Origin of the sequence: Enterococcus mundtii, from assembly GCF_002813755.1 — a bacterium.
GTDB lineage: Bacteria > Bacillota > Bacilli > Lactobacillales > Enterococcaceae > Enterococcus_B > Enterococcus_B mundtii.
In genome coordinates this window covers 431323-451743 of the sequence record NZ_CP018061.1, presented here as the reverse complement: position 1 = coordinate 451743, position 20421 = coordinate 431323, and the positions used below count along the sequence as shown (strand labels likewise).

Genomic DNA, 20421 nt, shown 5'->3' with positions numbered 1-20421 from the left:
GAGGATACACCTATGACCAAGGTTAGTTTTCACACCACGATCACTGCTTCTGAAACACAGATCCAATTAGAGGAAGAACAAATCCAACTCTCTATTTGTTCAAAGCCAGTAAAAGAAATAGAAAATTCCTTTTATCTTTATTACTTAGACAAAAAGTGTCTGGCAATTGGTACAAAGATCCGCCCAAAATCCTTTGACCAAGTCATCACTATCCATTTACCATGGGATCTTGAAGCAGATTATTTTATGTATCTAATGAATAATCAAGCCGCCGAAGCTGGTCTAACATCAGAAAAAGACAAAGATTTCAAAGAAAAAATCCCAGTTGAAGCAACCAAAAAATTAGCCCCGACGATCGAAAAAGTAACGACTGTGTTATCAACGTTTGGCTACGGATTTGCTCCGCTTACTGCAACGAAAAAGAAACCTGCCAAAGCGCGTCACCGGTGGACAAAACAAATCAGCGAGATTCCTTTTACTGTGGAATTTCGTGGTAGCAAGGCAACACTTTACTGGATCAGTCGCAATGAGATGTTGATCAAAGCTGGCGCTACGTTATTACTTGATGCCCCTTTGAATAAAGATGGTTCGGTTAGTTATGCCGCGAAATATGGAGATAAGATGCGGGCTGACTACCAAGAGCAGATCAAAGATGGGAAAGTTGTGGAGGATATCATCGTCAAAAGTGTGAATGAAGCTAGCCTGTTACTGTATTATGGCGGAACAAATAGTTGGTTAGAACTAAAAGATGCCCAAGGAAAAACCTTAGATGAATGGTCAAAAGTTGAATGATCATTGACCGATAAATAAAAAAAGTACCCAAGCGCTAGGAAGGACAGTTACGCATGCTCGCCGTCACATGAAGACGATACATGCACTTGTTTTCCTAGTGTTCGGGTACTTTTTTGTTTTTCTTTGTTGTGTCACATGAGTACTTAGCCTTCTACTTTTTCAAATAGTCCACGACTGATCATGCTATCCATCAAGAAATAAAACTTATCTTGACTCATTTTTTGCTTTGGATCTTTAAAAATATCGACTGCACGCAAGCCATTGGCTGTCGTGATCGACATCTTCATTGTCTTGATGTCTTTTGCAACCGTGATTTTTAATTTAAAACCCTCTTTGCTTTGTGGTGTTGCATCAAGCGGACGAATCAATTGATAGTTCCCGCCATTTGTTTCTGTAAAGCCATTGTCGCGTAATGTGTATCTTTTTGCATCTGGATGTAAACGGTAGCTAACTGGAGAACCGAGTACGGACGCTGTTTGTTCAAATGCCATCTTTTTCACCTCAGTAAGTTTAGTTTCCTCTTTATTATAAAAGTTTCTAACTCGTTTTACTAGGTTTTTTAGCGCTTAGATTGCTTTGACTAAACCATCAGCAAATCGTTGGACTTCTTCTTCTGTATTCCCATAGCCAAAACTGATGCGGATGGATTCTTTCAAGAATGGTGTTCCTTTTCCATACATGGCTTCTAGTACATGAGAAGGTTCGATATTTCCAGCAGTACATGCCGAACCGATTGAGATCGCAAAGCCTTGTAGATCCAATTTCATCAATAATAGATCGTTGACGATCCCTGGAATACGTAAATTCAGTACATGAGGTAATTTATTCGTCAAATCACCATTGATCGCATATTCAATCTCATTCTCTGCCAATTTATCTAAAATCAGTTGTTGGAAGCCCAAGTATTTTTTGTTACGTGCTTCTCTTTCTTCCAGCGTTAATATTTCTACCGCTTTTGCTAATCCACAGATCCCCGCTAAGTTTTCTGTACCGGCACGGCGTTTTTCTTCTTGTTCTCCGCCTAAAAGCAAAGGTGGGATATTTACGCCATCTCTTTTATATAAAAAACCGATTCCTTTCGGTCCATTGATTTTATGACCAGATATGCTCAAAAGATCGATTCCTAACTCTTGAGGGTGAATCGTTTGATTACCATAAGCTTGAACAGCATCCGTATGGAAATAGGCTGGATGTTCTCGTAAAATTTCACCGATTTCTTTGATTGGTAATAAATTGCCGATTTCATTGTTCCCGTACATGATCGAGACTAAAATAGTGTCTTCTCTTAAAGCCGAGCGGAAATCAGCGATTGAGATATTCCCTTTTTGGTCAACTGGTAGATATGTAACCTCAAAACCCTTTTTTTCAAGATACTTCATCGTATTCAAAACTGCTGGATGTTCAATAACTGTAGTGATTAGATGTTTCCCTTCATTTTGACGTGAGAATGCTGTTTCAAGAATCGCAGTATTATCACCTTCCGTTCCGCCACTGTTAAAAATAATCTCATGCGAGCGGACGTGCAAACTATCTGCCACGATTTGTCTAGCATTTTCTAATTTTTCATGAGCCATCCGACCAAATCCATGAATGCTCGAAGGATTGCCAAATGTCCCTTCCATGATATCCATCATTTCTTTGATTACCAACGGATGCATCGGCGTCGTCGCTGCATGATCTAAATAAATATTGCCCAATGTATTCATCCCTTTCAAATAGAGCTAGGCACATTCTAGCATAGAAATAGCCAGTTACCAAAAATAAACTTAGGCAAAAAGAGGATTTTTTTAGTAGATATGTCCAAGTTCCGAGCAAAAAACACCATAAAATGACCTAAATTCAGTCATTTTATGGTGTTTCATTTTTTATCTAAAGCTCTTCTCTTCCAAACGGAACAATGGGCTCATTGGCGTGTTTTCATGGATACGTTTGACGGCTTCCCCCATCAAGTTTGAACAAGTGACGATCGTCAAGTTTTCAGGGTGACGGTCTTCTGGTGTATAGACAGAATCAGTGATACAGATATCTTTGATCGGTGCTTCGTCCAAGATCTCTTTTGCAGGCTCTGACAACAAGCCATGGGAAGCACAAACATAGATATCTTTGGCGCCATTTTCTTTCAAGACTTTGGCTGCTCGAGCGAATGTCAATCCAGTATTTAAAATATCATCAACCAGGATACACGTTTTTCCTTGAACATTCCCGATCACGTAACTTGCTGCTGTCCCTTCGACTTCTTCGTCCGCATGATCAACGATCGCTAACGTACTATTCAAATACTCTGATAAGCTACGCGCGCGTTGGACACCACTGTTCTTTGGTGAAACAACGACAATGTCATCGCCGACCAGACCAAGTTCACGGTAATAATGCGCAAATAATGGCATTGTAAATAAGTTATCTACTGGAATATCAAAGAATCCTTGTACTTGCACCGTATGCAGATCTAAGGTCAATACACGAGTTGCTCCTGCTTCTTCAAGCATGTTCGCAATCAATTTTGCTGTAATTGGTTCATGGGGCTTCGCTGTACGGTCTTGTCTCGCATAACCATAATAAGGCAACACCACATTGATCGTTTTGGCACTTGCACGTTTCATCGCATCGATCATGATCAATAATTCCATGTAGTAATCATTGACTGGTGCATTCGTCGATTGAACGATGTAGACATGGTCGCCACGGATACTTTCTTCAATGTTGATTGAAATTTCTCCATCACTAAATTGTTTGACTACACTTTTCCCTAACTCTGTTCCAAATACTTTGGCGATTTTTTCTGCTAACGGTCGATTCCCATTCAAACTAAAGATTTTCAACGTGTCGTCCTGATACTTTTTACTCATGACATCCTCCCAAACTTCTCTATTCTTCGATAGTTTAACATATTTCGTTCCGTATTTCTGGTATTTTCTGAAAATAATCAAGGAAGTGAGACTGTTCCATTTCCCCAACTTGCAGGAATCACTTTATTTGTGTTTCCCCAATTATCATGGACTTTATAATAACGCTCACCAGAAGCTGATTCATAGTAAGCATAAGCAGTGACCCAATGATTGCCGTAGGTACTGCCTAGCAATCTTAAAATACCGATCATCACAGGTTTTCCTTCGCGAATCCGCTTTGTTGCTCGTTGCCAAGAACCGACTACTGTACTTCTGGCATAAATCGGTTGCTGTTGTGTTCTAAAAAAGGCTGAGATCCCTGTACTTACTTGGATAGGTACGGTAGGCAAGCCTAAAGGTTGGATCGTTTTACGCAGTTTTTGGATCAATTCTTTCGCATCGCGGGAATCTTTTTGACGAATAGCTGAAGGAATCAGATTCGGCATATAATAATCTTGATAGTAGGCAAGTAACACTGCTGCCGCATAAGTGCCACAAAGATAACCAGACGTTGTTCGCCACTTTTTATAAGTCAAGAAACGTTGCTCTGGCAAGCCTACCCAACAATCAACTAAATAAGTCGTTGGCGCTTGTTGCGCCCACTTTGCCAGAAGTTTATCGATCAGCTCATCGTCAATTCCTTCTGCATTTATACTGGCTTCTTGCCACATAGTGGATGTTGAAATGCTTGTTGAATAGGCGTTTACCGCTGTCATAAATTCGACTGGTTTTCCATGAGGATCAACGATCAAATAACTCTCATTTTCAAAAATCACTGCTAAATAGTATTCGTTTTCCTGTTTCCTTTTGAGCAGACGAAACTCACTGATTCGCTCTGTTTTGCCATCGAGCGTGATTTCTTGCCATTTCCCACTTACTTTACTCAGAATCAATCACCTCCACCTACATTATAAGGGATAGTCCTAAAAAAATAAATCAGAGTGACTAATGGTCGATTGCGCGTTTTGAACATTTTTCCTGATTCGTATGTAAAATGATTTTAGATCTTGTTTGCAAAAGAAACCGATTACAAAACTTGTCGCTTTGAAATAGATTTTACATTCCATTTGTTTATTCTGCTTTTTTGTTAGATAATGGGCACACGGAACTAAAAAGGAGCGATGATTCAATGAACCAAGAACGTTTGAAACAAGATTTTTTTGAAGCAGTAAATGAAGAATGGTTAAAAACAGCAACAATTCCTGCCGATAAGCCAGCAACTGGTGGGTTTCAGGATTTAGTTGATGGCATTGATCAACTAATGATGCGAGATACAGATGAGATGTTAGCTGATCCAACAAAAGTTACATCTGATAAAATGCGTCACTTCCTTGCTTATTATCAACTAGCAAATGATTATGAATATAGAGATCAATTAGGTGCGACACCTTTACAACCAATCCTCGAAAGGATCGAGCAACTCACTTCCTTTGACGAATTAAATCAGCAATTTCCCGAATGGACATTGGACAGTTTACCGTTGCCTGTTGTCTTAGATGTGGATGCAGATATGAAAAATGCGCAGGTCAATGCCTTTTTCGCTTCACCACCCTCTTTATTTTTACCAGATAAAACTTATTATGAAGCAGAACATCCAAATGGTGCTCAATTATTGTCCGTCTTTTTTGATATGATGGTCCAACTTTTAGAAATGACCGGCAGAGAAAGAAGTCAGGCAGAAGCAATCGTCGAACAAGCGATCCAATTCGATAAATTGATTGCGCCCCATGTTAAAAGCGCGGAAGAAAATGCAGATTATAGCCAAATGTACAACCCACGTGCCTTTAATGAATTTACGGCATATACCGATGCTCTTGACTTAACTACCTTGACCACTGGCTTGATCGGCACACGTCCAGACCAAGTGATCGTTACTGACCCTGTCTACTTTGAACATTTAGCTGAACTTTTGACGACACCACATTTCCGACTACTTAAAAGCTGGATGATCGTAAAAACGGTGCGTTCATTAAGCAGTTATCTATCTGAAGATTTCCGTCAAGTCAGCGGGATCTTCTCTCGGACTTTATCAGGAACCGATGAAGCAATGCCCCAAAAGAAAGCAGCTTACTACCTTGCTTCTGGACAGTTTGATCATGTGTTGGGCGATTACTACGGAAACAAGTATTTTGGCGAAGCAGCGAAAAAAGATGTCGAACAAATGGTCAAGAAAATGATCAATGTTTACCAAAAACGACTCGAAACGAATGAATGGTTAAGTGATGCAACCCGCGAAAAAGCAATCGTCAAATTGAACAAATTAGGCATCCAAGTCGGTTACCCTGATAAAATCCCTGCCTTGTTCGATGCGTTCCAAACAGTTCCCGCAAATGAAGGTGGTACCTTGCTTTCAAATGCGTTGAACTTTAGTCATCTAACCCTAAAAGATCGTTTCAGTAAATGGAACAAGCCCGTCGACCGTGATGAATGGGAAATGAGTGCTGATACAGTCAATGCGTACTATCATCCATTCCGAAACGTGATCGTTTTCCCAGCTGCGATTTTACAAGCACCATTTTATAGTTTGGAACAATCTAGCTCGGCAAACTTCGGCGGAATCGGTGCAGTCATTGCCCATGAGATTTCCCATGCGTTTGATAACAACGGTGCGAAATTTGATGAATTCGGTAACTTGAATAACTGGTGGACAGAAGACGACTTCGCTCATTTCCAAGAAAAAGCGCAAGCCATGATCGAACAGTTTGACGGTGTACCTTTTGCTGATGGCACAGTCAATGGAAAACTAACCGTTTCTGAAAATATTGCAGATGCTGGCGGATTAAGTTGCGCACTAGAAGCTGCAATGACCGAAGACGATTATTCAGCAGCCGATTTCTTCATGAATTGGGCGACAATCTGGCGTACAAAAGCGAAAAAAGAATACCAACAATTGCTTTTACAAATCGATGTTCATGCACCTGCGAAACTTCGGGCGAATATCCAGCCACAAAACTTAGCAGAGTTTTATGAAACATTTGCGATCACTGAAGAAGATCCGATGTATCTAGCACCTGAAAAACGCGTGCATATTTGGTAAATAATTCACTAACAAACTATGCGTATGGGGCAAAAAAATAAATTCATTTGCAAATTCATTTTTATTTCTGATTTAAATTCAAATAAACGGTGTTCCAAAAGCTGACCTTAGTTAAATAACAAGTCAAAAGAGTATAGAGCAGACACACCAAAATGTTTGCTTTATACTCTTATTTTTAAAGTTATATTTCATTGTATTAACATCTTATAGTTAATAATCAGCAAAACTAACGTCGCAAAAGCGATCATCAGTTGAATTGCTTCAAAACTTGACACTTGCCTACCCCCTTCTAGGGATAAAGCTATGAACCATAGGCATCACCCTTTTTTCAAGAGATTAGCCACCATCTTTTCATTTCTCCTATCAACCACAAACAGAAGTCTGAATCTGAAAATAATGGAAAATTACCGATTCTTCTTATTTATTATATTCTTCCATTCCTCATTAATAAATAAACACCAAAAAAGGGAGTGATACATTAGTTCACTTCCACCACCTAAAACCGAATAAACGGTGGGAACAGAAGTGTTTTTATCTAATCTTCTTTTAGTGTAGGGAGACCCCTTTTTTGTTTTTTATAATCAATCTAGCAAAAAAAATAATTAAAAGGACTCCTAAAATAATAAGATAAGGTATTAGTGTAAAGGTTATTTTTTCTAATCCTAAATAATCAAACAACTTTTTCAGTAAATAATCACTCAAAAAAATGGTAAAAAGAGATTTAAGCGTACCCCAGCCTTTATTAATTGGTATCAACCCAATCACAACACCAACAACAATCGCAACTCTAAAATAAATTTCATCGAGAGTAAATGAATGATTGCCTTTCCAAATAAATTCTAAGATTCCTCTTAAAACAAACAATAAGAGAAATACACCTACGATATATCGGGAATCCAGTTTTTTCATTATTTCACCTTACTTACATTGTTTTATTTTATGTACCTTACGTAATAAACAGTCTGTGAAACATTGCTTAGTTCACCAACCTATCATCCAATCCAACCCTTTCCACTTGTGTCCAATCCTCTAGCAATAGCATCTTCAGCACTAAAACCTTTTGCAGTTAATCCTAAAATACCTCAAAAAGAAACTACTTCCCTAAATGAGAGAGCAGTAAAGAATGCAAATAAATCTATTTCTACTACCAAACTTGCAAATACTACTAACAGGCTCAGTCACCACCTTCATTTCTCCCCACCTCTTAATAGTTGAAATAAAAACACTACTTGTCGAAGAGCCTTTTTCTGCTTACTGCATATTTTTTTGGTATTTTTAATTTGAATCTATGTATGATTTTATATTCCCTTTACCTATCAACTGACACTACTCCGTACTAGTCTCTGCTCAGATATGAATTTAAAACAATTAAAAGAGAAAAAAACATACTAAAAAATATAGTGACGAACGCTTGTAACTCTCCCAGCTTTAAAGTTAGAATATATGCTAATAACAGTGAAAAAATTATAATTTTTAGTAAGATACTTCTGGTTAAAACTCTTTCTTTCGTAAAAAAATCTTTCAAACCTTCCCCATTTTTTGTTATCCAAAAAAAGCCAAACAAAGAAAATAATGCAAAGAGCGAAAATAACCCTGAGAGATTTGGTAAATATCCTAAAAAACCGAAAATTCCCAGTAAACCTAAAAAACCTAAATCCGCTTTCCCTTTTCTCATACCGATTCCTTCCTTTCACGTATAAATGACTTTATGTACACCCCATTGAGCAATTTGTATGTATCTATTTCCCTTTTTTCAGTTGATGACCAATAGAAATAGTGGATAAAGTACTCAAGAAAAGCCTTTATCCACTATACTCACTCTTTTTATCCCTTAATGATCTCTGCACCAAGGGCTGTTTGAAAATGTTTCAATGCCCAGTCATGTCCGATTGGATCAAAGCTGGCAACTGCATCTTCGTAAATAAACAATTGATAGCCTAGGTTATAGGCATCGACTGCTGTATGCAAGACACAAATATCTGTACAAACGCCTGTCAAATAAATCTCTGTAATCCCACGTTCCCGTAAACGAATGTCAAGATCTGTTCCACTGAAGGCAGAATAGTGACGTTTATCGATCCAGTAAACATTGGCTTGTGTTTGATGTTCCGCATAAATCTTTTGCAACGAACCATACAGATCGCGGCCACTCGTTCCGACTACATTATGTGGTGGAAACAATTGGTTTTCCGGATGAAAAGCATCTTCGGGATCATGTGCATCGATCGCAAATACGACAAATTCTTTCTCATCAATAAACTTTTTTGTATACTTTGTTAAAGCTGGTTCAATTGCCTGACCGCTCTTTCCAGTCGTCAATTTCCCATCGTCTGCCACAAAATCATAGGTGTAATCAATCGAAATCAATGCTTTCATTCGGTTCACTCCTTATACAAGATGTTTGACAAATTCAATCACCATTTCAGCTGAACGTTTCCCTGCTTCTTCGATGAATTCGTCAAAGCTTTGTGTCGCTGAATGGTCCGCAGTATCACTCATTGCTCGCACGATCAAGAAAGGAATATTGAATTGTTGCGCCGTTTGACCGACTGCAGCCCCTTCCATCTCACAAGCAAGTGCTTCAGGGAAATTGCCTAGGATCTCTTGGACTTTGACTGGCGAATCAACAAATGTATCTCCTGTGACGATCAAGCCTTCTTTTGCATTCAAGTTGGTTGCTTCTGCGGCTCTTTTCATTTCTGAACGTAAATACGTGCTTGCTTCATAATAAAGAGGCATGCCAGGTAACTGTCCTGGCTTGTAACCGAACCCTGTAACATCTGCATCAAAATAGGCAACTTTGTCAGAGATCACTACATCCCCTACACGTAGACCTTCACCGATGCCACCAGCTGATCCTGTATTGATGACCATGTTTACACCATATTGTTGAATCAATAAGCTTGTTGTGATCGATGCCAAGACTTTACCGATACCTGAACGTACAACAATGACTTCATGATTGCCTAATGAGCCTGAGATAAACAGAGCACCTGCTCTTTCCCATGATAAGGGTTCTCCTAGTTGTTCTCTTAAAATTTTTACTTCTTCTTCCATTGCTCCGATGATTCCAATTTTCATTTAGTTGTTCCTTCTTTCTATATAAATGCAACTGCCAGAAAAACGATGGCTAACAATAAAATGACGATAACCAAGCCTTTCATCAAAACAGCATTCCATTTACGTGTTTTTTCTCGTTCGCCTGCTCTTGTTTTCGTGATTGGCTTATTTTTCTTTTGTTCTTTACGATAAAAACTCGCGATCTTTTTTTCTTCTTGTTTGTACGTAGCTTCCGCTTTTCTTTGTTTTTTTAATGATTCTTGTGCTTGTTCTTGCTGTCGTTTACGGATTTCGCTACGTGTGACTAGCGGTCCTTTGACCATCAATCGATCCCTCTACTTTCCTTTGTTCATTGATTCCCAGTATTGAATCGCATAAATCGTTTTTGCATCGCAAATGACTTGATCTGACATCGCTTGTTTTGCTTCTGCTAAAGTCAACGCATAAAGTTCCAATACTTCGTCCTCATCTTGTGCGAGAGGCTGTTCCACTTTTTTGATATTTATTGCATGATAGATATGCAGGAGTTCATTCGCAAATCCTGGTGACAAATACATAGAAGTCAAATGCTCCAAACGCTCTGCGCGGTAACCAGTTTCTTCTTCTAATTCCCTAGCAGCAGTGATCTCAGGCGCTTGTTTTTCTCCTGGATCGATTTTACCAGCTGGTATTTCGAGGATCACTTTTTCTAAAGGTTTGCGGAATTGTTTGACTAATAGTAGACGATCCTTTTCATCAAAAGCAATGATTCCTACACCACCGGGGTGAAAGACTAATTCACGCTTCCCGATATTTCCATCTGGTAAGTGAACATCATCCACAGCAACATCAATGATCGCTCCATGATAAATTTCTTTTCGTTGGATCGTTTTCTCTTCAAACTGTTCATATTCAAGCATCTTTTCCCCTGCTTTCTTTTGTCCTATAATAACTACTTTTTTTGTTTTTTTCAATTTTCTTTTTGATTTCTTACTTAGTTTACCATATCCAAACCTTAGAAATTCTATAAACTCATAAAATCCACCTTTAGTCCGATACTAATTATTAAGAAGGTTGTGCTAAAATAAAGAAGTAGATGAGCAGAGTGGACAATGAATATACACGGAGGTTTTTAGGATGATTAAAAAGAATTGGAAATGGATCGTAGGTTTACTCTTAGTGATACTGTTCTTCAGTTATAATGATGTATCGATCATATCAATGATCTTGTTAATTGGCGCAGTTTTGCTGATTTGGGGGCTTTTTGGTTTTCGTAAAAAACCTAAGGACAAAACAGCTTTACCAAATCTATCTGACAAATTAGCGACCCATTATAGCGAAAACGGCATGACACCGAGTGAAATCTCTTTTTTCAGAGAAACGATGAATCAAACAAAAAATGAAATCGAACAACTAGAAAAAAATATGTACGAAACGGCAAAGCTTAAAGCGATCGATCTTCGTCACGAACCTGTAAAAGCAGCAAAAGGTTTGTTCAAAGAACTCGTAAAAGAACCCACTCGATTGCACGACGCAAGTCAGTTCCTTTACACCCACTTGCCAAACTTAGTGGATTTGACAAACAAATATATTGAGATCAATGAACACGAGATCAAAAACAAACAGACCTATCAAAAACTGGAAGAAAGTACCCAGATCATTGATCAACTTGCTTCATTAGTCGCGAAAGACTATCAAGATTTCGTTTCGGAAGATTTGGAAGATATCGATGTAGAGATATCTGTTGCGAAACAAAGCTTAAAGCGTGATAATAAAGATGTACCAGAAGAATAAGCACGTTTATTTCTTGGACTCGGAACACTTAGACATCGTCTGATTGTTTCGGGTACTTTTTCTAGCTTAATCGATAAGGAGGAATTTTAATGGAAAATAATCCACATGAACCAAAACACGAAGTAACCCCTGTAAATGATACTTTGGAAGATTTATTGAATAATCCTTTTTCGACACCCGTCGATAAATTGACTCAAACACAACAAAATGAAATCAATGCACTTCAAGAACAGCAAACTGCTGCTCGGTTGATTGATAAATTACCTGCTGAAAGACAAGAACAAGCCAAACAATTGGCTGAAAAAATTGATGTCACTGACTCTCAGTCGGTCATCAGCTACGGTTCAGCTGCTCAAACAAAATTAGGTGAGTTCTCACAGTCGATGTTGAATCACGTGCAAGCACAAGATATCGGCCCAGTCGGTGATTCATTAACTGAACTAATGTACCGCCTTCAAGAAGCAAATCCAGATGAATTACGTGCAGGAGAAGGCAATATTTTCCAACGCGTATTTGGTAAAGTCAAACAATCGATTTATGAAGTCACTGCCAAATACCAAAAAATCGGTGCGCAAATCGACAAGATCTCAGTCAAATTAGACAAAGAAAAAGATGGCCTATTAAAAGACAATCTGATGTTAGAACAACTTTATCAAAAAAATAAAGATTATTTTGATGCGTTGAACATTTATATCGCTGCTGGCGAATTAAAAATGGAAGAATTACAGACAAAGATCATTCCAGAAGCCATGCGAAAAGCAGAAGAAACAGGGGATCAAATGGATGTACAGATCGCCAATGATTATACACAGTTTCTTGATCGCCTGGACAAGCGCACTCATGATCTACGCTTAGCCAGACAGATCACGATCCAACAAGCGCCACAGATCCGTTTGATCCAAAATACAAACCAAGCATTGGCAGAAAAGATCCAAGCATCGATTGCTACAGCCATCCCATTATGGAAAAACCAAGTGGTGATTGCGTTGACCTTGCTTCGACAAAAAGATGCAGTTACAGCACAACGACAAGTTTCTGAAACGACCAATGATTTATTGAAGAAAAACTCAGAAATGTTGAAAATCTCTGCCATCGAAACTGCGAAAGAAAATGAACGTGGCATCGTGGATATCGAAACATTGCAAACCACACAAAATGATTTGATCGAAACGATCCAAGAAACACTTCGTATCCAACAAGAAGGAAAAGAAAAACGTCGTCATGCAGAAGTCGAACTTGGCCATATGGAAGAAGACTTGAAACAAAAATTACTCGATTTAACGCAATAACAAATAGAATGAAAAAACCTTGTATCAGCAACGCTGCTTGATACAAGGTTTTTTGTTTATTTTTTATTTTTCGGTATTCATCTTACTGTGTTTGTAACCATAGCCAAAGTAAATCACTAGGCCGATCACCATCGTGATCGCGAATACTAACCAAGTCACCGCTTGTAAGCGCGACATCAAGACTAGACAAGATAAGATCGAAATGATTGGTAAAATCGGCACCAATGGCACTTTGAACTCGCATGCTTTTGGTTTGCCAAACATTTTACGTAATTTCAGTAAGCCTAGACTAACTAACATTAGATAAGCCAATGCCATGATGTTCGTCAACTCTGCCAAGATATTCAATGGGAAGAATCCTGCGAAGAATAATGCGGCGATACCTGCTGCATACGTCGCTTTCTTCGGTGTGCGATGTTTCTTGTCGATTTCTGTCATGAACTGTGGTAACAAGCCATCTTTACTTACTGCAAATAATAACCTAGCTAATGAATACATCATAGAGATCGTCACAGTCAATAAGGTCAAGATCGCGCCAACGGCGATGATCGCTCCTACTGTACCATGTCCTACATAACGCATCGCGAATGCCACAGGATCATTCACACCTAATTCTGTATAAGGCACGATCCCTGTTAAAATCAATGTCACGATGATGTACAACACGGTTGCGATCAAGATCGAGCCAATGATTCCACGTGGTACATCTTTTTGAGGATTTTTTACTTCCTCCGCAGCCATCGCTACCGCATCGAATCCTAAGAATGCGAAGAAAACTAATGCTGCACCATCTAGGACACCTTCAAAGCCAAATGGTGTGAATGGTTGCCAATTCTCTGGTTTAACAAAAAAGATTCCTACAATAATAAATAATGCAATGATTCCAAATTTCACATAAACCATCATGTTGTTCAATCGTAACGCTTTCTTCGCTTCCAAAGAAACAATGTATGTGACGAAAATCACAACAAGCACCGCAATTAAGTCGATGTATGTACCATTGGCTGGATTATATCCACCTGTTAGCGCCGTTGGTAAGCCAAAACCAAGACTTTCAATAAACCCTTGTACATAACCGGACCAACCTGACGCAACGGATGAAACGGCCAATAAGAACTCACCGATCAATAACCATCCAGTCAACCAAGCGGCAAATTCACCGAATACGACGTATAGATACGCATATGGTCCGCCAATCACTGGTACCCGCGATGCAAATTCTGCAAAGCTTAGACCAGATAAAATCACAACGATCGCTGCTAAAACAAACGATAGTGATAGTGCCGGACCTGCATTTTGGTTTGCTGCCACTCCTGTTACGACAAATATACCTGTACCGATGATCGCGCCAATGCCAAGCATGATCAAATCGGATGTTTTTAGTTCTTTCTTCATCTCACTCGTATGATTGAGACTGATTTCTTTCTTACGAAACAAATCCATTAAATTCCCTCCCCCTTATTTTTGAGTATATAAAAAAACAGCTTTACGCTGTTTTCATATACCCTAAAAGGATACCACCAAAAATAACTAAAAGGCAACCTACAATTACAAATATAAGCTCTTTTTTTGTCTTTTTCTCCCCTAAGATAAAAATACCACCTAGAGTGGAGATGATGATCCCCATTTGAGAAAGAGAGAATCCGACTGCTAGCCCTAATGACTTAACGGTCAATAGCATACATACATTACCGATTCCCCATAATAACCCGCTTGCCATGTTTTTCCAAACATATTGATCAACTTTTACTTTTCGGAATGCAAAGAAACTTGCCCCTAAGATCATACCGATACTTTGCGGTAAAATAATCGACATCGCATCTAAATTCGCCCAGTTGACGATGATCGTATAGACACCATAACCTAAAGTAGAATAGATCAATGCTCTGAATCCTTTACCAAAATCAAGCATTTTATTATCTGTATCGACTTTGCCTTCATCATCTTGTCGAGCAGTCAAATACGCACCGCTTACAAGAAGAATCAGCGCTAAAATACCATAAACGTAATCTTTTGTTTGAGTCCATTCATGGAAAAAGACAGCGCCCGCAATCGTATTCAAAATCAATTGAAAACCAGTCGATAACGGTAGACCTACAGATACTCCCATAAATTTCATCCCATGAAACTGCCCATTTTGTCCGACACTCCACGCTAGACCAGATAAAAAGCCAATCAATGTGATCCATGGCGTGATCGTTGGATTAACGATGAAAAAAGCAACGAGTGAAAAAAGAAATGCACCGATCGTCATTCCTAATGTTTGTTGATTGGCATCGCCACCGATCTTTCCACTGACTAAACCAATACTTCCCCACGCGACCATTGGGACTAATGCGATTAATAATTCCATAAACATTCTCCTTCTTTTAAATGTCACATGTTATAGAACATATCAACGAAAACGTTAACAACACAAGAGTTATTTTTTATTTCTCACTTTTTTCTAACTTAACTTCATTGACCTTTCTATGAAGTTCAATCAGTCACTAATAAATCCATAAACAAAATCAACTGTTCCCTCGAAAATCCTTCTACTTTCGGGGCAACAGCTGATGTATAACTATATTAAAACTTTTCCAATCATCATCTAAGGTCAACACATTTCTATCACAACCAAATTAGACAATGTTCAACCGGTAGTTCTTTCAGAAATAAGCGTGCACATGTCGCAATCCCATTTTTTTAGCGTTCTTCTTGGTAAAAACTCAAGATAGGGAAAAATAAAGACATCGTCGTCCCTTCTCCTTCGATCGATTCGACAGTGAGAGAAATCCCTAATTTTTCAGCGAGATTTTTCGCGAGATACAATCCTAAGCCAGTAGAGTGGGTTTTGCTCAGACGGCCATTCGATCCTGTGAAGCCTTTGTCAAAAATCCGTCCAACATCTTCTTTCGGTATACCGATGCCTGAATCTTTGACAGAAAATTTTACGCCTTTTGTCGTCTTCTCGATCAATAGTTTGATCTCGCCTTCATCTGGCGTATACTTAATGGCATTACTAAGAATTTGTTTGAAAATAAAAGCCACCCATTTGGAATCAGTCAAAATCGTTTGATCTTCACCAATCACTTCATAACGTATTTTCTTTTGGATAAAATAATTTGCTTGGCTACGAATGACGGGTTGGATGATACTCTTGATACTGTATTCTTGGATCAAATAGTCTCTTGAAAAACTATCTAAGCGTGCATAATACAATACTTGTTCCACATACTCATCGATTTTAGACAACTCATTTTCTAGCAACGTATACTTTTGATCATCGATATCAAACTCGATCGATCGTACTAACAATTCTGAAGCCGCTACGGGTACTTTGATTTCATGGACCCATGAGTCGATATAATCTTTTTGATCTTGCTGGTTCGTGATGGCTTCTTGCATCACTTCCTGATGTTCACGTATCAGTTGATTGATATAATCTTCTATCAACTTCTCTTCCTCTGTATGTCCACCATCTAAATAGTTTTGCAAGGGAGAATTTTTTTGTAGATTTGCCAATTTTGCCCACCATCGACGTTTACTCAAGTAACAGACAAGTAAAAAAAAGATTAAGAAAACACCTTCGATCAATGTTAAGTAAGCAATCGTGGCCCAATCAACCGTAATATTAGGGGCTAACCACATCACAAAAATCGTCAATAAAATAAAAAATACCCAGCCGACGATCAGCGACCATTGATCTTTCAAATACTTAAAAAAGTTCATAGTTGTATTTCATCCTTTCAGGGAACAATATACCCCTGGCCGACTTTTGTTTCGATATAATCGGTGATCCCTGCCTGTTCGATTTTACGACGTAAGCGATTGATGTTGACCGTCAGTGTATTGTCATCGACAAACCGTTCATCATCCCACAACGCACGCAATAACTTTTCACGAGTCAAAATTTTTCCGTGTTGCTTCATTAAAATAAACAACAAGCGATACTCATTCTTGCTCAAATCGATCATTTCCCCATTAATCTCCATACTGCCATTATCGACGTTCAACGTGATTCCATTATGGGTCATCATTTCACTCGACAACTCACCATAATTATATGAACGACGCAACAAAGCATTGATTTTAGCAATCAAGACATCGATTTGAAACGGCTTCGTCACAAAATCGTCTGCCCCCATGTTCATCGCCATGATCATGTCCATATTCGTATTACGACTTGAAATAAAAATGATTGGAACTTTGGAAATTTCTCGTATTTTCTGGCACCAATAATAACCATCAAACACTGGTAAATTGATATCTAAAAGAACAAGTTGTGGTTCTTCTTTCTCAAAATCAGCAAAAACCTGATTGAAATCTGACGTTCCATAAGTTTCAAATTGCCATTTCTCCAACTCTTCCATAATCAGCTGACGAATGATCTCTTCATCTTCCACTACCATAATTTTAGCCATGATATACCTCCGATGTTTTTCTTGTACTAACCATATCAAAGAAGCAAACATTCTACAAGTAACAATAGGTTGTGAGAAAGCCGTTCAGCTCCAAGTATTAAGACGGAAATTGAGAAAATAGCTTCTCATATTTTTTCAATTTTTGACTTAATATCGTAGGAGTTGGCTTTCGAACACCGTTTATTGAGGTCGTGAAAGAAGCGATCAGCACTAAGGCATAAGCAAAAAAAAACGAAAATGGCTCTTTCATTTTTTATTTTTTTTGCTTATGACCGAAGTGTTGCTTCTTGAACACCGTGGATCAGGTCGTGACAAAAGCGTTTTGACCTGAGCAGTAAGATGGACTTAAAAACAATAGTTCTTTGATATGACTCTCTCTTCTTTCTCGTTACTTACTTTCCGTTAACAAAAATGAGAATACTATTGGAAATTATCAATAGTTATCATTTATAAACAAAAATATTTCATTGAGCAATTCCTAATCTTTTCTTTTAACGAAGTCATTCCCACAGAATCAATCCTTGTTAAATCAACGTTTATAAAATAACTTAAATATCTAGAGCGTTTTCTTTGAATTTTTTTCATTACATATAACAATAGTAATGTATTAAAAAATGATTAGGAGGAGATTTGATGTTTAGACACCAAAAAGAATTACAGTTTGAGGCAAAACCAGATCGTCCGAATCCATTAATCGCAAAATATTTACAAGAATTGATTGGCGGACAGTATGGTGAAATGAGTGTAGCGATGCAATACCTTTTCCAAGGTTGGAGCTGTCGTGGGGAAGAAAAATATAAAGATATGCTGATGGACATTGCAACAGAAGAACTTGGACACGTTGAAATGTTAGCGACAATGGTTGCTCGCTTACTTGAAGATGCACCTGTTGAAGATCAAGAAGAAGCAATGAAAAAAGACCCAACGATTGGTGCGATCATTTCCGGCATGAATCCTCAACACGCTATTGTAGCTGGCTTAGGACCTCGTCCTGCGGATAGCGTTGGTAATCCTTGGAGTGGTGGTTATATTGTTGCTAGTGGGAATCTACTTGCTGATTTCCGTGCGAACTTGAACGCAGAATCTCAAGGAAGACTACAAGTAGCTCGTATTTACGAAATGATCGATGATCGTGGCGTAAAAGACCTACTATCAGTTTTATTAGCTAGAGACAGTTATCATCAAAACCTTTGGGCAGCAGCTGTCAAAGAATTAGAAGAAACAGAAGGCGGTATTCTTGTTCCTACGACTTTCCCAAGAGAAGAAGAACGTAAAGATATTGCTTATGATTTCTATAACTTTTCAGAAGGTGACGAAAGTAGCGAAGGTTCTTGGGCAAAAGGTAAAGCTTTAGATGGTGAAGGGGAATATCAATGGTTGGAAGAACCTAAGATCGAAGGCGAAGCACCTAAATTAAAACCAGTAACACCTAAAATGTACGGTACCCCTCCCAAAAAAAAATAAATGAAAATTAAAAACTGATGCCCAAAATTAATGGGCATCAGTTTTTTCTATTACTCTATCAACAATATTCCGTCTTCAACGATCTTACCAAAAAATAGGAAAATACTACTGGTGAACAACAATGTCATGTTCACACCAAAATAGATTGCAATTTTTTCTAGGTAATTTTTGATCTCTTTTATTTTAATATACATAAATGCCAAAAAATTGACACCGTAAACTAAAATCGTCAAAAAAATGATCATGTTTGTCATCACTGGACTGCTCGCCCCTCTTTCACTGTATACTTGTTCAAATTGATTGGAGCTTTAGAATGATCCAGATTGTAAAGACACCCTTCCAATCATTACGTACCATTCTTGCAAGTCCAGTATCCATGGAATTTAGTACGATTTACACAACGTCAATATGTTTAGCGCTTCCATTGATCATTAGACTAAACGTGAGCTATTCTCTCATTTGCTCTAATTTTTCAGCGAAAGCCTGGGCTTCTTCTTCTGTGCGACAAATAATAATGAACGTATCAACGCCGGCAATCGTCGCAGCCACTTCTGGATAATCCACTTCATCTAACCAGTTTGTTACCACATCCGCACCATCTTTTTCGGTTAAGACAACGATCATGAATTGAATCCGTTGAATTCGTAATACTTCTCGTTTGACCGCACTTCGCAAGCGATCTTCCATCAAAGAATCCGCTTGTTGATTGAACAACGCATAGCGTATTTGTTTATTCTCATCTTGTATTTTCACAAGTTTCAACTCACGTATATCGCGTGAGATCGTTGCTTGAGTTGCATTGACACCATTCATCTGCAAATGATTCAATAATTCCTCTTGCGTACCGATTGCATGTTCAGTAATCAATTGGCGAATCAAGGATTGTCGTTGATTTTTTTTCATACAAAAAACACCTCTTCGTATCTATTATAGCAAAAAAACAGGGGATCTTTCTCTTATTTAGTTGATGTCTGACACTTCGACTGATTTGTCTTGTTCAACGGCTACTCGCAAAATCGTCTTTAATTTTTCTGGCGCAGTCCTTCTGGGATCACTCATGTAGATTTCTTTATGCTCTTTCGAAGTTCGGCGATAGCCTTTTTCCTTAAGAAATAAAGTAAGCTTTTCAAATGTTTCTGGTTCATCGTCGTAGGAACCAATGTGTAAGATCTGTGCCACAAGACCTTCTTCGATCGTTGTGAATACAAGTTGACTCGCTAGATCTTCTGGAATTTTGGTTTTCGCTCGCGCTAACGCCTCTGCAGCAACTTGAGGAGTCACAAAATCCGGTTGCTTGATCATCAATTGATACGAAAAATGCTCTTTCAACATCACTGGCTCGTTCAAAAATTTTTCTTGTAACCCCCACTGACCTTCTAAAGGATAAACCGTGTAAGGCAAATAGTCAGGAATCAGCCAATCATTTTTAGGTGCCATTCGGATCGTATAGCTAACAGCGTATAAACAACCTACACGGCGCTTAAATTCTTCTCCATTTGGATCACCTATTCCGTTGATACAAAAAAAATTTTGCGCAGGAAGTGTCATTAAATGTGGTTTCTTTGACATACGATAACTAGAGTCGGTTTTTCTCCATTCGATTTTTTCCATAGGCCCTCCTTGTTTTCTTCTTCACTACTATCATAACTCTTTTGCATTGGATTGGCTAATCTGGTTGACACTATTTTTAGACTTGTGCTAGAATAAGCCGAACGATA

The 20421-nt window shown here is 38.4% G+C and carries 23 protein-coding genes; 5 read left to right on the top strand and 18 right to left on the bottom strand.

Annotated features, from left to right (window positions below; all coding sequences use genetic code 11):
- Positions 1 to 12: 12 nt before the first annotated feature.
- Complete coding sequence (locus tag EM4838_RS02065) at positions 13 to 792, top strand: hypothetical protein (protein WP_071866668.1); 780 nt, start codon at positions 13 to 15, stop codon at positions 790 to 792.
- 143 nt (positions 793 to 935) lie between these two features.
- Here EM4838_RS02065 and EM4838_RS02060 read toward each other — a convergent pair whose 3' ends face one another.
- The 4 genes from EM4838_RS02060 to EM4838_RS02045 all read right to left on the bottom strand — a co-directional run bounded on the left by EM4838_RS02060 (position 936) and on the right by EM4838_RS02045 (position 4570).
- Positions 936 to 1283: a DUF1831 domain-containing protein gene (locus EM4838_RS02060; protein ID WP_010736189.1), complete on the bottom strand. Its 348-nt coding sequence runs from the start codon at positions 1281 to 1283 to the stop codon at positions 936 to 938.
- Between the two features lie 75 nt (positions 1284 to 1358).
- Positions 1359 to 2489 (bottom strand): cysteine desulfurase family protein, encoded by a 1131-nt coding sequence (locus EM4838_RS02055; RefSeq protein ID WP_081367421.1) that lies wholly within the window; start codon positions 2487 to 2489, stop codon positions 1359 to 1361.
- Between the two features lie 168 nt (positions 2490 to 2657).
- Entirely contained in the window at positions 2658 to 3638 is a 981-nt protein-coding gene (locus tag EM4838_RS02050) for a ribose-phosphate diphosphokinase (RefSeq protein ID WP_019723536.1), read from the bottom strand.
- A gap of 77 nt (positions 3639 to 3715) precedes the next feature.
- Complete coding sequence (locus EM4838_RS02045) at positions 3716 to 4570, bottom strand: dihydrolipoamide dehydrogenase (protein WP_071866669.1); 855 nt, start codon at positions 4568 to 4570, stop codon at positions 3716 to 3718.
- 236 nt (positions 4571 to 4806) lie between these two features.
- Between EM4838_RS02045 and EM4838_RS02040 the strand changes: the two genes are divergently transcribed.
- The gene (locus EM4838_RS02040; protein WP_071866670.1) at positions 4807 to 6714 is read left to right on the top strand and encodes a M13 family metallopeptidase; all 1908 of its coding nucleotides are present in this window, start codon (positions 4807 to 4809) and stop codon (positions 6712 to 6714) included.
- Between the two features lie 188 nt (positions 6715 to 6902).
- Here the strand turns inward: EM4838_RS02040 and EM4838_RS17135 are convergent, their stop codons facing one another.
- The 7 genes from EM4838_RS17135 to EM4838_RS02010 form a co-directional block, all read right to left on the bottom strand.
- Positions 6903 to 6989 carry a putative holin-like toxin gene (locus EM4838_RS17135; RefSeq protein ID WP_368073467.1) on the bottom strand — a complete coding sequence of 29 codons (87 nt, stop codon included), beginning with the start codon at positions 6987 to 6989 and terminating at the stop codon, positions 6903 to 6905.
- A gap of 271 nt (positions 6990 to 7260) precedes the next feature.
- Positions 7261 to 7623: a hypothetical protein gene (locus EM4838_RS02035; RefSeq protein WP_071866671.1), complete on the bottom strand. Its 363-nt coding sequence runs from the start codon at positions 7621 to 7623 to the stop codon at positions 7261 to 7263.
- Positions 7624 to 8050: 427 nt separating this feature from the next.
- Positions 8051 to 8389 (bottom strand): hypothetical protein, encoded by a 339-nt coding sequence (locus tag EM4838_RS02030; protein WP_071866672.1) that lies wholly within the window; start codon positions 8387 to 8389, stop codon positions 8051 to 8053.
- Between the two features lie 149 nt (positions 8390 to 8538).
- Complete coding sequence (locus tag EM4838_RS02025; protein ID WP_071866673.1) at positions 8539 to 9090, bottom strand: cysteine hydrolase family protein; 552 nt, start codon at positions 9088 to 9090, stop codon at positions 8539 to 8541.
- Positions 9091 to 9102: 12 nt separating this feature from the next.
- Positions 9103 to 9795 carry a 5'-methylthioadenosine/adenosylhomocysteine nucleosidase gene (locus EM4838_RS02020; protein WP_034688949.1) on the bottom strand — a complete coding sequence of 231 codons (693 nt, stop codon included), beginning with the start codon at positions 9793 to 9795 and terminating at the stop codon, positions 9103 to 9105.
- Positions 9796 to 9812: 17 nt separating this feature from the next.
- Positions 9813 to 10097 (bottom strand): cell wall synthase accessory phosphoprotein MacP, encoded by a 285-nt coding sequence (gene macP / locus EM4838_RS02015; protein WP_010736198.1) that lies wholly within the window; start codon positions 10095 to 10097, stop codon positions 9813 to 9815.
- A 12-nt stretch (positions 10098 to 10109) separates the two neighbouring features.
- A complete protein-coding gene (locus EM4838_RS02010) occupies positions 10110 to 10673 on the bottom strand; it encodes an NUDIX hydrolase (protein WP_071866674.1) in 564 nt (187 codons plus the stop codon).
- 217 nt (positions 10674 to 10890) lie between these two features.
- On the opposite strand from EM4838_RS02010, the gene EM4838_RS02005 reads away from it, so the two are divergent.
- Positions 10891 to 11547 (top strand): 5-bromo-4-chloroindolyl phosphate hydrolysis family protein, encoded by a 657-nt coding sequence (locus EM4838_RS02005; protein ID WP_023519185.1) that lies wholly within the window; start codon positions 10891 to 10893, stop codon positions 11545 to 11547.
- 89 nt (positions 11548 to 11636) lie between these two features.
- Complete coding sequence (locus EM4838_RS02000; RefSeq protein ID WP_010736201.1) at positions 11637 to 12836, top strand: toxic anion resistance protein; 1200 nt, start codon at positions 11637 to 11639, stop codon at positions 12834 to 12836.
- 63 nt (positions 12837 to 12899) lie between these two features.
- Here EM4838_RS02000 and EM4838_RS01995 read toward each other — a convergent pair whose 3' ends face one another.
- The 4 genes from EM4838_RS01995 to sapR all read right to left on the bottom strand — a co-directional run bounded on the left by EM4838_RS01995 (position 12900) and on the right by sapR (position 17239).
- Entirely contained in the window at positions 12900 to 14279 is a 1380-nt protein-coding gene (locus EM4838_RS01995) for an APC family permease (RefSeq protein WP_071866675.1), read from the bottom strand.
- Between the two features lie 43 nt (positions 14280 to 14322).
- Positions 14323 to 15189 carry a GRP family sugar transporter gene (locus EM4838_RS01990; RefSeq protein ID WP_019724165.1) on the bottom strand — a complete coding sequence of 289 codons (867 nt, stop codon included), beginning with the start codon at positions 15187 to 15189 and terminating at the stop codon, positions 14323 to 14325.
- Positions 15190 to 15521: 332 nt separating this feature from the next.
- Positions 15522 to 16547 (bottom strand): two-component system sensor histidine kinase SapS, encoded by a 1026-nt coding sequence (gene sapS, locus EM4838_RS01985; RefSeq protein ID WP_071866676.1) that lies wholly within the window; start codon positions 16545 to 16547, stop codon positions 15522 to 15524.
- A gap of 17 nt (positions 16548 to 16564) precedes the next feature.
- A complete protein-coding gene (sapR, locus tag EM4838_RS01980; protein ID WP_010736206.1) occupies positions 16565 to 17239 on the bottom strand; it encodes a two-component system response regulator SapR in 675 nt (224 codons plus the stop codon).
- A 633-nt stretch (positions 17240 to 17872) separates the two neighbouring features.
- Here sapR and EM4838_RS01975 point away from each other — a divergent pair.
- A complete protein-coding gene (locus EM4838_RS01975; protein WP_071866677.1) occupies positions 17873 to 18703 on the top strand; it encodes a manganese catalase in 831 nt (276 codons plus the stop codon).
- A gap of 50 nt (positions 18704 to 18753) precedes the next feature.
- On the opposite strand, the gene EM4838_RS01970 is transcribed toward EM4838_RS01975, so the two are convergent.
- From EM4838_RS01970 to EM4838_RS01960, 3 genes are all read right to left on the bottom strand, one after another.
- The gene (locus tag EM4838_RS01970; RefSeq protein WP_023519183.1) at positions 18754 to 18960 is read right to left on the bottom strand and encodes a hypothetical protein; all 207 of its coding nucleotides are present in this window, start codon (positions 18958 to 18960) and stop codon (positions 18754 to 18756) included.
- Positions 18961 to 19150: 190 nt separating this feature from the next.
- Positions 19151 to 19606: an arginine repressor gene (locus EM4838_RS01965; protein WP_010736209.1), complete on the bottom strand. Its 456-nt coding sequence runs from the start codon at positions 19604 to 19606 to the stop codon at positions 19151 to 19153.
- A gap of 57 nt (positions 19607 to 19663) precedes the next feature.
- Entirely contained in the window at positions 19664 to 20314 is a 651-nt protein-coding gene (locus tag EM4838_RS01960; RefSeq protein ID WP_071866678.1) for a GyrI-like domain-containing protein, read from the bottom strand.
- Positions 20315 to 20421 lie beyond the last annotated feature (107 nt).

Coding starts and splice junctions, on each gene's coding strand:
- EM4838_RS02065 (WP_071866668.1), top strand. CDS start 13: ATGACCAAGGTTAGTTTTCACACCACGATCACTGCTTCTGAAACACAG.
- EM4838_RS02060 (WP_010736189.1), bottom strand. CDS start 1,283: ATGGCATTTGAACAAACAGCGTCCGTACTCGGTTCTCCAGTTAGCTAC.
- EM4838_RS02050 (WP_019723536.1), bottom strand. CDS start 3,638: ATGAGTAAAAAGTATCAGGACGACACGTTGAAAATCTTTAGTTTGAAT.
- EM4838_RS02040 (WP_071866670.1), top strand. CDS start 4,807: ATGAACCAAGAACGTTTGAAACAAGATTTTTTTGAAGCAGTAAATGAA.
- EM4838_RS02035 (WP_071866671.1), bottom strand. CDS start 7,623: ATGAAAAAACTGGATTCCCGATATATCGTAGGTGTATTTCTCTTATTG.
- EM4838_RS02030 (WP_071866672.1), bottom strand. CDS start 8,389: ATGAGAAAAGGGAAAGCGGATTTAGGTTTTTTAGGTTTACTGGGAATT.
- EM4838_RS02025 (WP_071866673.1), bottom strand. CDS start 9,090: ATGAAAGCATTGATTTCGATTGATTACACCTATGATTTTGTGGCAGAC.
- EM4838_RS02020 (WP_034688949.1), bottom strand. CDS start 9,795: ATGAAAATTGGAATCATCGGAGCAATGGAAGAAGAAGTAAAAATTTTA.
- macP (WP_010736198.1), bottom strand. CDS start 10,097: ATGGTCAAAGGACCGCTAGTCACACGTAGCGAAATCCGTAAACGACAG.
- EM4838_RS02010 (WP_071866674.1), bottom strand. CDS start 10,673: ATGCTTGAATATGAACAGTTTGAAGAGAAAACGATCCAACGAAAAGAA.
- EM4838_RS02005 (WP_023519185.1), top strand. CDS start 10,891: ATGATTAAAAAGAATTGGAAATGGATCGTAGGTTTACTCTTAGTGATA.
- EM4838_RS02000 (WP_010736201.1), top strand. CDS start 11,637: ATGGAAAATAATCCACATGAACCAAAACACGAAGTAACCCCTGTAAAT.
- EM4838_RS01995 (WP_071866675.1), bottom strand. CDS start 14,279: ATGGATTTGTTTCGTAAGAAAGAAATCAGTCTCAATCATACGAGTGAG.
- EM4838_RS01990 (WP_019724165.1), bottom strand. CDS start 15,189: ATGGAATTATTAATCGCATTAGTCCCAATGGTCGCGTGGGGAAGTATT.
- sapS (WP_071866676.1), bottom strand. CDS start 16,547: ATGAACTTTTTTAAGTATTTGAAAGATCAATGGTCGCTGATCGTCGGC.
- sapR (WP_010736206.1), bottom strand. CDS start 17,239: ATGGCTAAAATTATGGTAGTGGAAGATGAAGAGATCATTCGTCAGCTG.
- EM4838_RS01975 (WP_071866677.1), top strand. CDS start 17,873: ATGTTTAGACACCAAAAAGAATTACAGTTTGAGGCAAAACCAGATCGT.
- EM4838_RS01965 (WP_010736209.1), bottom strand. CDS start 19,606: ATGAAAAAAAATCAACGACAATCCTTGATTCGCCAATTGATTACTGAA.
- EM4838_RS01960 (WP_071866678.1), bottom strand. CDS start 20,314: ATGGAAAAAATCGAATGGAGAAAAACCGACTCTAGTTATCGTATGTCA.